The sequence below is a fragment of the Streptomyces sp. NPDC050732 genome, assembly GCF_040654255.1.
In the GTDB taxonomy this organism is placed as follows: domain Bacteria; phylum Actinomycetota; class Actinomycetes; order Streptomycetales; family Streptomycetaceae; genus Streptomyces.
This window is the reverse complement of sequence record NZ_JBFAHP010000029.1, coordinates 1-15,531: the sequence shown is the minus strand read 5'-3', so window position 1 is coordinate 15,531 and position 15,531 is coordinate 1. Positions and strand designations below refer to the sequence as shown.

The 15,531-nt window shown below is 71.3% G+C and carries 8 protein-coding genes; 7 read left to right on the top strand and 1 reads right to left on the bottom strand.

Annotation, left to right across the window (positions count from 1 at the left end):
- Nucleotides 1-111: 111 nt before the first annotated feature.
- Nucleotides 112-381 (top strand): HGxxPAAW family protein, encoded by a 270-nt coding sequence (locus tag AB0H82_RS24905; protein ID WP_362996431.1) that lies wholly within the window; start codon nt 112-114, stop codon nt 379-381.
- Here the strand turns inward: AB0H82_RS24905 and AB0H82_RS24900 are convergent.
- On the bottom strand, nt 344-970 hold the full coding sequence (locus tag AB0H82_RS24900) for a TetR family transcriptional regulator (protein WP_362996264.1): 627 nt from the start codon (nt 968-970) through the stop codon (nt 344-346). The two genes, AB0H82_RS24905 and AB0H82_RS24900, sit on opposite strands and share 38 nt — an antisense overlap.
- 86 nt (nt 971-1,056) lie before the next feature.
- On the opposite strand from AB0H82_RS24900, the gene AB0H82_RS24895 reads away from it, so the two are divergent.
- The 6 genes from AB0H82_RS24895 to AB0H82_RS24870 all read left to right on the top strand — a co-directional run.
- The gene (locus tag AB0H82_RS24895; RefSeq protein WP_362996262.1) at nt 1,057-1,992 is read left to right on the top strand and encodes an oxidoreductase; all 936 of its coding nucleotides are present in this window, start codon (nt 1,057-1,059) and stop codon (nt 1,990-1,992) included.
- Nucleotides 1,993-2,035: 43 nt separating this feature from the next.
- A complete protein-coding gene (locus AB0H82_RS24890; RefSeq protein WP_362996260.1) occupies nt 2,036-2,797 on the top strand; it encodes an alpha/beta fold hydrolase in 762 nt (253 codons plus the stop codon).
- Nucleotides 2,798-2,947: 150 nt separating this feature from the next.
- Complete coding sequence (locus AB0H82_RS24885) at nt 2,948-4,174, top strand: cytochrome P450 (RefSeq protein ID WP_362996258.1); 1,227 nt, start codon at nt 2,948-2,950, stop codon at nt 4,172-4,174.
- A gap of 4 nt (nt 4,175-4,178) precedes the next feature.
- On the top strand, nt 4,179-4,397 hold the full coding sequence (locus tag AB0H82_RS24880; RefSeq protein ID WP_223828508.1) for a ferredoxin: 219 nt from the start codon (nt 4,179-4,181) through the stop codon (nt 4,395-4,397).
- A 72-nt stretch (nt 4,398-4,469) separates the two neighbouring features.
- Complete coding sequence (locus AB0H82_RS24875; RefSeq protein ID WP_362996256.1) at nt 4,470-5,147, top strand: response regulator transcription factor; 678 nt, start codon at nt 4,470-4,472, stop codon at nt 5,145-5,147.
- Nucleotides 5,148-5,338: 191 nt separating this feature from the next.
- The coding region (locus AB0H82_RS24870; protein WP_362996254.1) for an SDR family NAD(P)-dependent oxidoreductase at nt 5,339-15,531 on the top strand (10,193 nt) is incomplete at its 3' end.

Sequence of the window (15,531 nt, the reverse complement as noted above, 5' to 3'; positions counted from 1 at the left end):
TTACTTGCTAAGACATCTTACGGCGTGCGTGTGCAAGAAGGAGGCAGGAACGTGAGTGGACTCCACGACGAAGGCCACACGGTCGCGGGGTGGACGGGCTCCCTAGTCGCGATGCTCGGGGCCGTGGCCGCGGGTGTGGGCGTCGTCGGCTGGCGCCCCGGCATCTGGCTGGGGCTCGCACTCCTGGTGGTGGCGGTGCTCGCCACCTGGGTCCTGCATCTGGCGGGCTGGGGCAAGCCGCCGACGCCGCGCAGCCTCGACCTGCGGGGATTCTCGGCCCGGGACCTCTCCGCGCGTGCCGGACACGCGGACTGCATCGGGTGCCGGCTGGCCGGCCGGTCGCCTACCTCCGGCGCACCGCGTCCAGCGCCGGTGCGATGACGGCGAAGACCCGGTCCGTCAGTGCGGCCGGGTCCTCTGCCCCGTCCCCCGCGCTCCACCTCTGCAGCACGGCCCCGAAGGCGGACAGGGCGATACGGGCCGCGAGTTGGGGATAGAGGTCCGTCCCTGGATCCAGGCCGAGGCGGTGGGCGAGTTCCTCGGCGAGTTCGTCGCCCCACTGTGCCTGGCGGGCCAGGAAGCGGGCGTGCAGGGCGGGGCTTTCGAGTATCAGCTGGGTGACGCGCAGGGCCTGGCCGGGCCCCGCGCACGCGTTCACGGAGACCCAGACGGTGTGGCGCAGCGCCACCGACGGCGGTTCGTCCGCCGGGCGGGACGCCAGCTCCGCGCGCATGTCGGTGCCCACGTCGGCCAGCAGGTGGATCACCACGTCCTCTTTGGACGCGAAGTACCGGAAAAAGGTCCGCTTGGACACCCCCGCGACGGCCGCGATCTCGTCGGCCGTGACCGCGTCGAACCCCCTCCGGGCCAGCAGCCGCAGCGCGGCCGACGTCAGCTCGTCCGAGACGAGTTGGCGCTTGCGTTGGGCCAGGCTCACTTCCGGGTGGGTACTCACTGCCTCAGTGTACATTTCGTGCCCTGCGTGGCATCAAGAGTACGTAACGGCAGTAAGGGCAAGGGTTGACACTCAGTGTCACGTAGGGCAGCTTGTGTCGTATGAGTAATCGTGGCTGGACCGCCGAGCAGATCCCTGACCAGAGCAACCGAGTCGCCGTCGTCACCGGGGCCAACAGCGGCCTGGGTCTCGCGACCACCCGGGCCTTGGCGCGCAAGGGCGCGCGCGTGATCCTCGCCGTGCGCGACGAGGCCAAGGGCCGGGCCGCGGTGGAGCAGATCACCGCCGGGACCCCGGGCGCCGCCCTGGAGGTGCGGCGGGTCGACCTGGCGGACCTGGATTCCGTCCGTGCCTTCTCCGACAAGCTGCACGCGGACCACGCGCGCCTGGACGTGCTCATCAACAACGCCGGCCTGATGGCGCCGCCGAAGCGACTGCTCAGCCCCCAGGGCCACGAGGTGCAGTTCGCCGCCAACCACCTCGGCCACTTCGCGCTGACCGGGCTGCTGCTCGACCTCCTGGAAGCCGGGGACGACCCCCGCGTCGTGACCGTGAGCTCTCCCAACCACCGCCAGGGTCAGCTCTTCTTCGACGACATCAACGGCGAGCGCAAGTATTCGCCGATGGGCTACTACAACCAGTCGAAGCTGGCGAACGCCGTCTTCGGCTGGCAGCTCCACCAGAAGCTGACCGCGGCGGGGAGCCCGGTGCGCAGCCTGCTCGCCCACCCCGGCTACACCTCGACCAACCTGCAGACGAGCTCCCCCGCGGGCATGGTGAAGTTCCTGTTCGGGCGGCTGCTGCTGCCGCTCGCGCAGACCCCCGACCAGGGCGCGCTGCCCACGCTGTTCGCGGCGACCGACCCGAATGTGGCGGGTGGCCGGTTCATCGGCCCCGACGGTATGGCCGAGCTGCGTGGCGCGCCGAAGACGGTGGAGCTGGCGCCCCGGGCCGCGGACGCGGAGAGCGGGCGCAGGCTGTGGGACCTCTCCGAGGAACTCACCTCCGTGCACTACGCGTTCCGCGCCGCCGCCTGACCGGCGAAGGGCGAACGGAGATGACTGCGAAGGGCGAGCGAGGATGACCGCGAAGACCGCAGGGAGCAGCGCCTGGATCCGCCGGTACCGGCCGGCCGAGGAGGCGCGCGCGAGGCTGCTGTGCCTGCCGCACGCCGGCGGCTCCGCCTCCTTCTACCTTCCGTTCGCCCGTGCGTTCGGGCCCGAGGTCGACGTACTGACGGTGCAGTACCCGGGTCGGCAGGACCGCTGGCACGAGCCGTGCGTGGACTCCGTCACCGGTCTCGCCGACGCGCTGCTCGGCGAGGTGCTGCCGTGGGCCGACCGGCCGCTGGCGCTCTTCGGGCACAGCATGGGTGCGATGGTCGGCTACGAACTGGCCGTACGCCTGGAACGCGCGGGTGCGCCGCCGCTGGCCTTCTTCGCCTCCGGCAGGCGTGCGCCGTCCCGGCCGCGCGCCAACCCCGCGCCCATCCATCTGCGCGACGACCGCGGCCTGATCGACGAACTCCGGGCGCTCAGCGGCACCGACGCCCGGGTCTTCGAGGACGAGGACCTGCTGCGCAGGGCGCTGCCCGCGATCCGCAGCGACTACAAGGCGGCCGAAACCTACCGGTACGTACCCCGTCCGCCGCTCTCGGCGCCCATCCATGTGATCGTCGGCGCCGAGGATGGCCGAGTCACGCCGGAGGAGGCGCGCGCCTGGGCCGAGCACACGGAGGGCGGCTTCGCATGGGAGACCCGTCCGGGCGGGCATTTCTATCTCACGGAACAGATGTCAAGCGTCGCCGATATGGTGTCCAGTCGGATTCTAGCGAGACTATAGGCGCAATCCATCGGCACTATTGCGGAATTATGTTTATGGTGTGACCTTGATCACGGCGAAATGTATCCACGTAAACCAGCTTGTTTGAGCCAACCACCTTGTTAGGCTGAATCCTCTTTCGGATACGAGTCGTGCGAGGTGTTGGAAAACATGGGGGACGTGGCCGAGATAGACATTGCCGGCCTGCCGGCATACCCGTTCATTGGTCCGGACGACAATCCGTTCATCCCGGTCACGGGATCGGACCTGGAACGGCTCGAAGGGCCCGTGGGGAAGGTCAGGCTTCCGTTCGGGGGGTGGGCGTGGCTCGTCACCCGCCACGAGGATGTGCGGCAGCTGCTGCGGCACCCGGGCTTCAGCTCCGATCAGTACAAGCCCGGGTTCCCGGTGCTGAATCCGATCCCGCCGAAGCAGGACGACGCGTCGGGCCTGTTCATCTTCATGGACGGCGACGCGCACAGCCGGTTCCGCAAGATGCTGACCGCCGAGTTCATGATCAAGAACATCCGGCGGATCGAGCCCCTCATCGAGGAGACGGTCGTCGAGGCGCTCGACCGGATGCGGGAGCTCGGTGCGCCCGCCGACCTGATGGCGGAGTTCGCGCTCCCCGTCCCGTCGATGACGATCTGTCACCTGCTCGGTGTCCCGTACGCCGACCACGACTTCTTCCAGGATCACAGCCGCGTGATCATGGACAGGAATTCGGGCCCCGCCGAGGTCGAAGCGGCCCTCGGCGCCCTGGCCGGCCTCCTCGGCGACCTCGTCGACGCCAAGCGGAAGGACCCCGGCGAGGACCTCCTCAGCCGGCTCACGCTGGAGCGCGTGGACACCGGCGAGCTGCGCAAGGACGAACTCGTCAGCCTGGCCATGCTCCTGCTGGTGGCCGGCCACGAGACCACCGCGAACATGATCGGCCTCTCGGCGCTGGTGCTCCTGCAGCACCCCGAGCACCTGGAAGCCCTGCGCGAGGACCCGTCCCTGGCGCCGGGCATGGTCGAGGAGCTGCTTCGCTACCTCACCGTCGTACGCACCGGGCTGCCGCGGCTGGCCATGGAGGACGCGGAGATCGGCGGGCAGCGGATCCGCGCCGGTGAGGGCGTCGTGGCGATGCTCGCGATGTCCAACCGCGACCAGTCGGTCTTCTCCGACCCCGACCTGTTCGACCCGCAGCGGCGCGAGGCACACCGCCACATGGCGTTCGGCTTCGGCCTCCACCAGTGCATCGGCCAGCCGCTGGCCCGCGCCGAGCTGCGCGTGGCACTCGTCGAACTGGCCCGCCGCTTCCCGAAGCTGCGCTCCGAACTCACCCTCGCCGACGTCCCGCAGCGCCCCATGGCGGTGACGTTCGGCGTGGCCGAGCTGCCGGTGACGTGGTGACGTGATGACGATGCGGATCACGGTGGACAGGGAGCTGTGCGCGGGCGCGGGCAACTGCGTGGCGACGGTCTCGGAAGTGTTCGACCAGGACGAGAAGGAGGGGCTCGTGCTGCTGCAGATCGCGGAGCCGCCCCAAGACCTGTACGAACTCGTCGAGACGGCCGCGCAGATGTGCCCGGTGGGTGCGATCGAGATCGAGGAGCGTGTGCCTGCGTCGTCATGAGGGGCGGCGCCCGCGCCGTCCCCGCTCGGAAAATCTGAATAGGCCGGTGCGTTCTTTTTCGCTGGGCGAAATATGCGCAACGAAAAAGAAGGCTCGATCAACGGGGGGGTCTTCCATTTGAACCGGGGAAGTCAGGCACGAATCATCATTTGTGATCCGCATCCTTATGCGCGTCTCGGGATCCGAAGATCACTGGAAAAGGATCCCACGCTGTCCGTCGTCGCCGAGGTCGCCGAGCTCTCGGAGCTCCTTTCCGCGGCGGAATTGTGCGATCCGGATGCCGTGGTGCTCGACGGGCAACTGCACCTCGGCCACGCCAGGGAACTGGCCGGTGTCGACGCCGCACTCGTCGTCGTCGGGGACACGGATTCGGCCACCCGCTGGATCGGCCTCGCGCAGGTGAACGTGGGTGCGCTGGTGCACTGCTACGACCCCGTGGAGGACCTCGCCGTGGCGGTCCGCAAGGCGGTCGACGGCACTGGTTACGTGTCGCCCGGCCTCAGCGGGGCGCTGCTCAAGCTCACCCGGGCCATGGCCCCCCGCCACCTCTCGGCGGTGCCCACGCACGCGCCGCTCACCTCCCGCGAGTCCGAGGTGCTGCAACTGGTGCGCAGGGGGCTCGCGAACAAAGAGATCGCCCGGCGACTCGGCCTGAGTGAGAAGACGATCAAATTCCATGTCTCCAACGTGCTCGCCAAGGCCCATGTGGCTTCCCGGGCACAGCTGATCGCCTTGGCGCCTGCCATGTGAGGACGGCGCGCAAGCACGCGACGACGGGGGTGTCCGCACGGTTCGGCCGTGCGGGCACCCCCGTCGTCGTACGGGGTATGGACCTGGCCGAAAGTCCAGGTTCCCCGGCCCGTACCTGCCCCTAAGCCCGGCCGACGAGCACCGTCCTCTGGCCGAAGTCCATACCCGGGTCCGAAACAGATACTCGCCGTATGAAGGCATCCAGGTCAGACGAGCAGAGGACGGGCGAGGCCCGCGGCACCGCCATCGCAGTGATCGGGGCCTCCTGCCGAGTGCCCTCGGCGTCGACTCCGGCGGAGCTGTGGAACCTGCTCACGGAGGGCACCGACGCCGTCTCGGCCTGGCCGCGGGAGCGCGGCACCGGCAGCCCGTCCTGGCGCGGCGGCTTCCTCGACGACGTCGCCTCCTTCGACGCCTCCTTCTTCGGCATCGCCCCCGACGAGGCGGCCGCGATGGACCCCCAGCAGCGCCTCGCGCTGGAACTCGTGTGGGAGGCCATGGAGGACGCCGGGCTCCGCGACGACCGGCTGCGCGGCTCCCGTACCGGCGTGTTCGTCGGCGTCTCCTCCGACGACTACGCGGGCCTCGCCGCCCGCGGCGAGACCCCGGGCCCCGGCGGCCCCCACGACTTCACGGGCCGCCACCGCGCCGTCATCGCCAACCGGGTCTCCTGGCACCTGGGCCTGCGCGGCCCCAGCCTCGCCGTCGACGCCGCACAGGCCTCGTCGCTGGTCGCCGTCCACCTGGCCTGCGAGAGCATCCGCAGCGGCGACGCCGACCTCGCCTTCGCAGCCGGCGTGAACCTGATCCTCTCGCCCGAGAGCATGCGCGCCACCGCGGGCCTCGGCGCGCTCTCCGCGAAGGGGCGCTGCGCCACCTTCGACGAGAACGCCGACGGGTTCGTACGCGGGGAGGGCGGCGGAGTCGTCCTCCTCAAGCCGCTGGACCGCGCGCTGGCGGACGGCGACCGCGTCTACTGCGTCATCGAGGGCAGCGCCGTCAACAACGACGGCGGCGGCGAACGCCTCACCGACCCCGACGCCGACGGCCAGCGCGATGTGCTGCGCCGCGCCTACGCCGACGCAGGGATCAGCCCCGACACCGTCCAGTACGTCGAACTCCACGGCACCGGTACGCCGGTCGGCGACCCCGTCGAGGCGGCGGCCGTCGCCGACGTCATCGCGCGCGCCGACGCGGACGGGGGCACGGGCCGGGAGCCGCTGCGCGTCGGCTCGGTCAAGACGAACCTCGGGCACCTGGAGGCCGCCGCGGGCATCGTCGGCCTGCTGAAGGCCGCACTGTCCCTGCGCCACCGCAGGCTGCCGGCCAGCCTGCACTTCACCGCCCCCAACCCGGCGATCCCCCTGGACGACCTGAACCTCGCGGTGCAGACCCGGCTCGCCGACTGGCCCGCACCCGACGAACAACTCGTCGCGGGCGTCAGCTCGTTCGGAATAGGCGGCACCAACTGCCACGTCGTCCTGACCGAGGCGCCCGAACCCGCCGACGCCCCCGACGACACCCCCCGCCCCGGAGCCGACCGCCCCCTTCCCTGGGTCCTGTCGGCCCGCACCGGCGAAGCCCTCGACGCGCAGGCCGCACGCCTCCTCGCCCACATCGAGCGGCACCCGGACACCGGCACCGCCGACGTCGCCCGTTCCCTCGCCGCCGGACGCTCCACGTTCGAGCACCGTGCCGTCATCGTCGGCAAGGACCGGGACGACTTCACGGCAGGCCTGGCACGCCTCCACGAACAGGCCGTGAGCGGCTTCGCCGAGCCGGGCAGGACCGCGTTCCTGTTCTCCGGCGTCGGCTCCCACCGCGTCGGCATGGGGCGTGAACTGTACGAGACGTACCCGGTGTTCGCGGCCGCCCTCGACGAGGTGCTCGACCACTTCGTCCCCGGCCTCGACCTGCGCGCGGTGCTGCTCGGAGGCGACGACGACGCGGCCGCCGAGGCACTCGACGGCATGCGGTACATGCAGCCCGCCCTGTTCGCCTTCCAGGTCGCCCTGTACCGCCTCGTCACCTCATGGGGCGTCACCCCGGACCTGCTGGTCGGCCACTCCTTCGGAGAGATCGTCGCCGCCCACGTCTCCGGCGCCCTGCCGCTCGCCCACGCCGCCGCCCTCGTCGCCGCCCGCGGTGAACTCATGGAGCAACTGCCGCCCGGCGGCGCCATGATCGCGGTCGAGGCGACCGAGGAGGAGCTGCTCACCGCCCTCGAAGGCGTCGACGACGTCTCGGTCGGCGTCATCAACGGCCCCCGTGCCGTGGTGCTCTCCGGTGCCGACGAGTCGGTCACCCGGATCGCCGGGGCGCTCGCCGCCGACGGCCACCGCACGAGCCGCCTGCGGGTCAAGAACGCCGCCCACTCGCCGCTGATGGCCCCCATGCTGGACGAGTTCGCCCGCCGCATCCACGGCCTCGACGTCTCCGAACCGGCCGTCCCCATCGTCTCCACCGTCACCGGAAGGACCGGCGCCGCGCTCACGGAGGAGTACTGGATCGGGCACCTCAGTGCCACCGTCCGCTTCCACGACGCGCTCGCCGAATGCCGCGCACAGGGCGTCACCCGGTTCGTCGAACTCGGCCCCGGCAGCGTCCTCACCCCGCTCGTCGCACCGGCCGAGACGGAGACCGCGGTCGCCCTCCAGCACCGCGACCACGCGGAACCGCAGGCCCTGCTCACCGGCCTCGCCACGGCCTGGACCGCGGGCACCCCCGTCGACTGGGCGGCCGCCGTCGGCACGGGACGGACCGTGGACCTGCCCACATACGCCTTCCAGCGCCGCCGCCACTGGCTCGACGAACGGCCCGCCGCCGAGGCGGCCGAGGAACACCTCAGCTCCGCGACGCTCGCGCTGCGCGACAGCATCCGGAGCGAGCCCGACGGCTTCCTGGTCCGCTGGCTCGCCGACCACATGGCGCGCCTCACCGGGACCGCGGCCGTCGACCCGGACGCGACCTTCCGCGACCTCGGCCTGGACTCCGTCCTCTCCGTCGAACTGCGCAACCGCCTCGTCTCGGCGACCGGACTGCGGATGCCCGCGAGCATCCTCTTCGACTACCCGACGCTCCGCGACCTCGCCGACCACCTGCACGAACGCATCGTCGGCGCGCTCGACGCCCCGGCGGCCACCCCGGCTGCCACCGGGACGGCGGCGGCCGACGACGACCCCGTCGCGATCGTCGGCATGGCCTGCCGGCTGCCCGGCGGCATCGACTCGCCGCAGCAGCTGTGGGAGGCCCTCGCCGCCGGCGTGGACGCCACGTCCGACTTCCCCGAGGACCGCGGCTGGGACCTGGCGAACCTGTACGACCCGGACCCGGCCAACCCCGGCACGACGTACACGCGCCGCGGCGGATTCCTGGCCGCCGCCGGGGACTTCGACGCGGAGTTCTTCGGGATCAGCCCCCGCGAGGCGGCGGCGATGGACCCGCAGCAGCGGCTCCTCCTGGAGACGGCGTGGGAGGCGCTGGAGCGGACCGGCATCGACCCCGACTCCCTGCGCCGCAGCAGGACCGGCGTCTTCGTCGGCGCCACGAACATGGAGTACGGCCCCCACCTCGACGCCCCGACCGACGGCACCGAAGGCTTCCGGCTCACCGGCAACACGTCCAGCGTGGCATCGGGCCGCATCTCGTACCAACTGGGCCTCGAAGGCCCGGCGATGACAGTCGACACGGCCTGCTCGTCATCGCTGGTCGCCCTTCACCTGGCGGTGCAGTCGATCAGGAACGGCGAATGCTCGCTGGCCCTGGCGGGCGGCGTGACAGTGCTGTCGACGCCAGGCATGTTCGTCGAGTTCTCCCGCCAGCGCGGCCTCGCCGCCGACGGCCGCTGCAAGCCTTTCTCCGACGACGCGGACGGCACGGGCTGGGCCGAGGGCGTGGGCCTGCTCGTCGTGGAGCGCCTTTCGGAGGCGCGTCGGCTCGGGCACCAGGTGCTGGCCGTCGTGCGGGGCAGTGCGGTGAACCAGGACGGCGGCAGCAACGGTCTGACCGCGCCGAACGGGCCTTCGCAGCAGCGTGTCATCCGTGACGCACTGGCCAGTGCGCGGCTGACGTCGGCGGATGTGGACGTGGTGGAGGCGCACGGTACGGGTACGTCGCTGGGCGACCCGATCGAGGCGCAGGCGCTGCTCGCCACGTATGGCCAGGGACGGGATGAGGAGCGGCCGTTGTGGCTGGGCTCCGTCAAGTCCAACATCGGGCACACGCAGGCCGCCGCAGGTGTCGCGGGCGTCATCAAGATGGTGCAGGCCATGCGCAACGGCCTCATGCCGCGCTCCCTGAACGTCTCCGCCCCGTCCCGTCACGTCGACTGGGAGTCCGGTGCGGTGAGCGTGCTGGCGTCGGAGCAGGAGTGGCCGGAGCTGGAGCGGCCGCGCCGTTCCGCCGTGTCGTCGTTCGGCATCAGTGGGACGAACGCGCACGTGATCCTGGAGGCGGCGCCCGAAGCGGGTGTGGTGCCCCCGGTGGAGGAAGAGCCTGCCGCGGTGGTGCCGTGGGTGTTGTCGGCGCGGAGTGAGGCGGCGCTGGCGGAGCAGGCGGGGCGGTTGCTGGCCCGGCTGGGTGAGGGTGAGCCGCAGCTGCCCGGTCTGCGGGATGTGGGTTTCACGTTGGCGCGTGGGCGTGCGGGGTTGGAGCATCGAGCGGTTGTGCTCGGGAGTGACGTCGGCGAACTGACGGCTGCTTTGGGTGAGTTGGCGGCCGGTCGTGAGGCTTCTGGGGTTGTGTCGGGCCGTGCGGGCTCGGGTGCCGCTGACGGTGGTGCGGTGTTTGTGTTCCCGGGGCAGGGCTCGCAGTGGGTGGGCATGGCTCGGGAGTTGTTGGAGTTTTCGCCGGTGTTCGCGTCGCGGATGGCGGAGTGCGGTGCGGCGTTGGAGCCGTTCGTGGATGGCTGGTCTCTTCTGGATGTGGTCCGCGAGGGCGATGAGGAGCTGCTGCGTCGGGTTGATGTGGTGCAGCCGGTGCTGTTTGCGGTGATGGTGTCGCTGGCGGAGTTGTGGCGTTCGCTGGGTGTGCGGCCTGCCGCTGTGGTGGGTCATTCGCAGGGTGAGATTGCTGCGGCTTGTGTTGCGGGTGCGTTGTCGTTGGGTGATGCGGCGCGTGTGGTGGCGTTGCGGTCGCGGGCGATTGTGCGGCTTGCCGGTAAGGGCGGGATGGTGTCTGTCCTCGCGCCGGAGGCGCAGGTTGTGGGCAGGTTGACCGCGGGGCTGCAGGTGGCTGTGGTCAATGGCCCGGAGCAGGTCGTGGTGTCGGGGTCGCCCGGTGAGCTGGATGCGTTCATGGCCGCCTGTGAGGCCGATGGTGTGCAGGTGCGGCGGATCGCGGTGGATTACGCCTCGCACTCGCCGCAGGTCGAGGATCTGCGCGATGAGCTGCTGGACGTCCTGGCGGCCATCGAGCCGCGCGGTGGGCAGGTGCCGCTGTTCTCCACCGTCACCGGTGACGTGATCGACACGGCGGTGATGGACGCGGAGTACTGGTTCACCAATCTCCGTCAGACCGTCCGCTTCGATGCCGCCCTGCACCACCTCCTGGAGGCCGGACACCGCGTCTTCGTCGAGGCCAGCCCGCACCCCGTGCTCGTGGGTGCCGTGTCTCAGGCCGCCGAAGGTGAGGGTGTCGCGGGTGTGACCGCGGTGGGGACGCTGCGGCGGAACGAGGGTGGTCCGGTCCGGCTTGCGCAGAGTCTGGCCGAGGTGTTCGTCGCGGGTGTGGCTGTGGACTGGTCGCCGTGGGTGGCGGGTGGCCGGCTCGTGGAGTTGCCTACGTACGCCTTCCAGCGTCGTCGTCACTGGCTGCCGACGGGGCGTTCCGTGGTGGATGCGGCCGGGCTGGGGCTGCGGCCCGCCGGGCACCCGCTGCTCGGCGCCGCCGTCGCTCTCGCGCCGCAGGAAGGCCTCGTCCTCACGGGTCAGCTGTCGCTGAACACGTACCCGTGGCTGGAAGACCATGCCGTCTACGGGACCGTCATCCTGCCCGGTACCGCCTTCGTCGAGCTGGCGCTGCACGCCGGGAGCGAGGTCGGCTGCGGTGCCATCGATGAGCTGACGCTGGAGCGGCCGCTCGTGCTGGCGCGGGGCGTGTCGACATCCGTACAGGTGTCGGTGGGGGCCCCGGATGAGGCGGGGCGCCGGACCGTCTCCGTGCACTCGCGCGTCCAGGACGCCGCCGCCGACGCCGATCGGGGCGCGGGGCTGGACTCGGGGGCCGAGTGGATCCGGCATGCCGTGGGCTCGCTGGCCGACGGGGCGTCGGCGGGGGCAGAGCGGCTGGAGGGGCAGTGGCCGCCGGCCGGTGCCGAGCGCGTGGATGTCGCGGATGCCTACGAGACGCTGGCCGGCCTCGGTTACGGCTACGGGCCCGTGTTCCAGGGGCTGACCGCGCTGTGGCGTGCGGGGGACGACCTGTTCGCCGACGTGCGGCTCCCGGCGGAGGCCGATGAGTTCGGGGTTCACCCGGCGCTGCTGGATGCCGCGCTGCACCCGCTGCTCGCCGGGGAGATCGTGGTGCCGTTCTCGTGGAGCGGGGTGCGGTTGCATTCGGTGGGTGCGTCCGCGTTGCGGGTGCGGTTGTCGCGGGGTGTGGACGGTGCCGTGCGGTTGGCGGCGTTCGACGGTGCGGGTCTGCCGGTGGTGTCGGTGGACGAGTTGCGGTTGCAGAAGATGTCGCGGGAGCAGTTGGGTGCGGCGGTGGCGGGCGGTGACCCGTTGTTCGAGGTGCGGTGGGTCGACGTACCGGTAGCGGCAGCGCCTTCTGGCGCTGGTGGTGGGCTTCCGGCCGATGTCGTCGTCGCCCACGTCGAGCCCGGCGGGGACGCCGGCGTGCGGGTCGCGGAGGTGCTGGAGACGGTTCAGCGCTTCCTGGCCGAGTCGGCGGAGGAAGCCCGTCTTGTCGTGGTCACGCGCGGCGGGATGACGGACACGCCGGACCCGGCGACGGCCGCGGTGTGGGGCCTGCTGCGTTCGGCGCAGGCCGAGCAGCCCGGGCGGATCGTGGTCGTCGACGTGCCCGAGGGCGCGGACACGGAGACAGTCGTCGTATCGGCGCTGTCCAGCGGGGAACCCCAACTCGCCCTCGATGGTGGCAGAGTGCTGGCTCCTCGGGTGATGACCGTCTCCGAGGAAGCAGGTGCCGCCCCCGCGTGGGACCCGGAGGGCACGGTCCTGATCACGGGAGCGAGCGGCGCGCTGGGGCAGCTCTTCGCCCGGCACCTCGTGGCCGAGTACGGCGTACGTCACCTGCTGCTCGTCAGCCGTCGCGGTGCCGAGGGGTCCGAGGAGCTGGCCGCCGAACTGGCGGAAGCCGGTGCGACCGTGGCCTTCGCGGCCTGTGACGTCGCCGACCGGGAGGGCCTTGCGGCCGCTCTGGCGGGTATTTCGGACGAGCGTCCGCTGACGGCTGTGATCCATGCGGCGGGCGTACTGGACGACGGCATCGTCACCGCGCTGACCGCCGAGCGGATCGACACCGTGATGCGTCCGAAGGCCGAGGGGGCCAGGCTCCTGGACGAGCTGACGCGGGACGCCGACCTCGCCGCGTTCGTGCTGTTCTCGTCGGCCGCCGGTGTGATGGGCACGGCGGGACAGGGCAATTACGCTGCTGCGAACGCGTACTTGGACGCTCTCGCTCTCGCCCGCCGAGCCGAAGGGCTCGCGGCGACGTCGCTGGCCTGGGGTCTTTGGGCCAGTGACAGTGCGATGACCGCGCACCTCGACGAGGCCGACATCGCCCGGCTTTCCCGCAGCGGCCTCGGGTCCATGTCGATGTCCCAGGGCCTCGCCCTGTTCGACGCCGCTCTGGCGGCCGACCGGGCGACCGTCGTCCCGGCCCGCTTCGACCTGCCCGCGCTGCGCAACCAGGCGGCGCGGGACCGGCTGCCCGCGGTATTCAAGTCGCTCGTCCGTGCCCCCGTACGCCGGGCCGCCGCGCCCACCGCGGAGGAGGCCTCGTCGTGGGCCGCCGGTATGGCGGCGCTGGACGGAGGCGAACGGCGGGACGCGCTGCTCGAACTCGTCCGCAGCCAGGTGTCGTTGGTGCTCGGACTCGGTTCCGGAGCGTCGGTGGAGGCCGACCGGGCCTTCCGCGATCTGGGCTTCGACTCGCTGACGGGCCTGGAGCTGCGGCAGCGGCTGCAGACGGCGACGGGGCTCCGGCTGCCGTCGACGCTCGTCTTCGACTACCCGACGCCGACCGCCCTGGTCGGCTTCCTCCAGGAGGAGGTCGGGGGGACGGATGCGGGTGCGCCGGCGCCGGTCCTGACGGCGGCCGGAGGAGCCGCCACGGATGACGACGACCCGATCGTCATCGTCGGCATGGCCTGCCGGTTCCCGGGCGGGATCAGGTCGCCGCAGGACCTGTGGCAGGCGACCCTCGACGGGATCGACGCGATCACCGACTTCCCCGACGACCGCGACTGGGACCTGGCGAACCTCTTCGACCCGGACCCGGGCCACGTCGGGACGAGCTACTCCCGCCGGGGCGGTTTCCTCGCCGCTGCCGGGGACTTCGACGCGGAGTTCTTCGGGATCAGTCCGCGTGAGGCGGCGGCGATGGATCCGCAGCAGCGGCTCCTCCTGGAGACGGCGTGGGAGGCGCTGGAGCGGACCGGTATCGACCCCGACTCCCTGCGCGGCAGCAGGACCGGCGTCTTCACCGGACTCATGTACCACGACTACGGGACCTGGCTCGGCGAGGCGACCGAGGACGTCGAAGGCCTGATGATCACCGGCAACAGCGGTGGCGTGGCGTCGGGCCGCATCTCGTACCAGCTGGGCCTCGAAGGCCCGGCGATGACGATTGACACGGCCTGTTCGTCGTCGCTGGTGGCCCTGCATCTTGCGGTGCAGGCGATCAGGAACGGTGAGTGCTCGCTGGCTCTGGCGGGTGGTGTGACGGTCATGTCGACGCCGACGACGTTCGTGGAGTTCTCGCGGCAGCGGGCGATGTCCGTGGACGGCCGCTGCAAGGCGTTCTCGGACGACGCCGACGGCGCGGGTTGGGCCGAGGGAGTGGGCCTGCTGGTCGTGGAGCGTCTTTCGGAGGCGCGTCGGCTCGGGCACCAGGTGCTGGCGGTGGTGCGGGGCAGTGCGGTGAACCAGGACGGCGGCAGCAACGGTCTGACGGCACCGAACGGGCCTTCGCAGCAGCGCGTCATCCGTGACGCGCTGGCCAGTGCGCGGCTGACCACCGCCGACGTCGACGCCGTGGAGGCGCACGGCACCGGCACCGCACTCGGCGACCCGATCGAGGCGCAGGCGCTGCTCGCCACGTATGGCCAGGGGCGGGACGCGGATCAGCCGTTGTGGCTGGGCTCCGTCAAGTCGAACATCGGGCACACGCAGGCGGCCGCCGGTGTCGCGGGCATCATCAAGATGGTGCAGGCCATGCGGCACGGCGTCATGCCGCGCACGCTCCACGCCGACACGCCCTCCCACCACGTCGATTGGGAGTCCGGGCAGGTCAGGCTGCTCACCGAGAACCAGGAGTGGCCGGAGCTCGACCGCCCGCGCCGCTCCGGTGTGTCGTCCTTCGGTATCGGCGGGACGAACGCGCACGTGATCCTGGAATCGGTCCCGGTCGAGGAGGTCGAGGAGGTCGAGGAGACAGCGCCGACCGAGTCTCCCGCTTCGGTGGTGCCGTGGGTGTTGTCGGCGCGGAGTGAGGCGGCGCTGGCGGAGCAGGCGGGGCGGCTGCTGGCCCGGCTCGGTGAGGGTGAGCCGCAGCTGCCCGGCCTGCGGGATGTGGGCTTCACCTTGGCGCGTGGGCGTGCAGGGTTGGAGCACCGGGCGGTTGTGCTCGGGAGTGACATTCACGAACTGACGGCCGGTCTGGGTGAGTTGGCGGCCGGGCGTGAGGCTTCTGGGGTTGTCTCCGGGCGTGCGGCGGCGGGTGCCGCTGACGGTGGTGCGGTGTTCGTGTTCCCGGGGCAGGGCTCGCAGTGGGTCGGGATGGCCCGCGAACTCCTTGAGTTTTCGCCGGTGTTCGCGTCGCGGATGGCGGAGTGCGGTGCGGCGTTGGAGCCGTTCGTGGACGGCTGGTCCCTGCTGGACGTAGTCCGCGAGGGCGATGAGGAGCTGCTGCGTCGGGTTGATGTGGTGCAGCCGGTGCTGTTTGCGGTGATGGTGTCGCTGGCGGAGTTGTGGCGTTCGCTGGGGGTGCGGCCCGCTGCTGTCGTTGGTCATTCGCAGGGTGAGATCGCTGCGGCTTGTGTTGCGGGTGCGTTGTCGTTGGGTGATGCGGCGCGTGTGGTGGCGTTGCGGTCGCGGGCGATTGTTCGGCTGGCGGGCAAGGGCGGGATGGTGTCTGTCCTGGCGCCGGAGGCGCAGGTTGTGGGCAGGTTGACCGCCGGGTTGCAGGTGGCTGTGGTCAA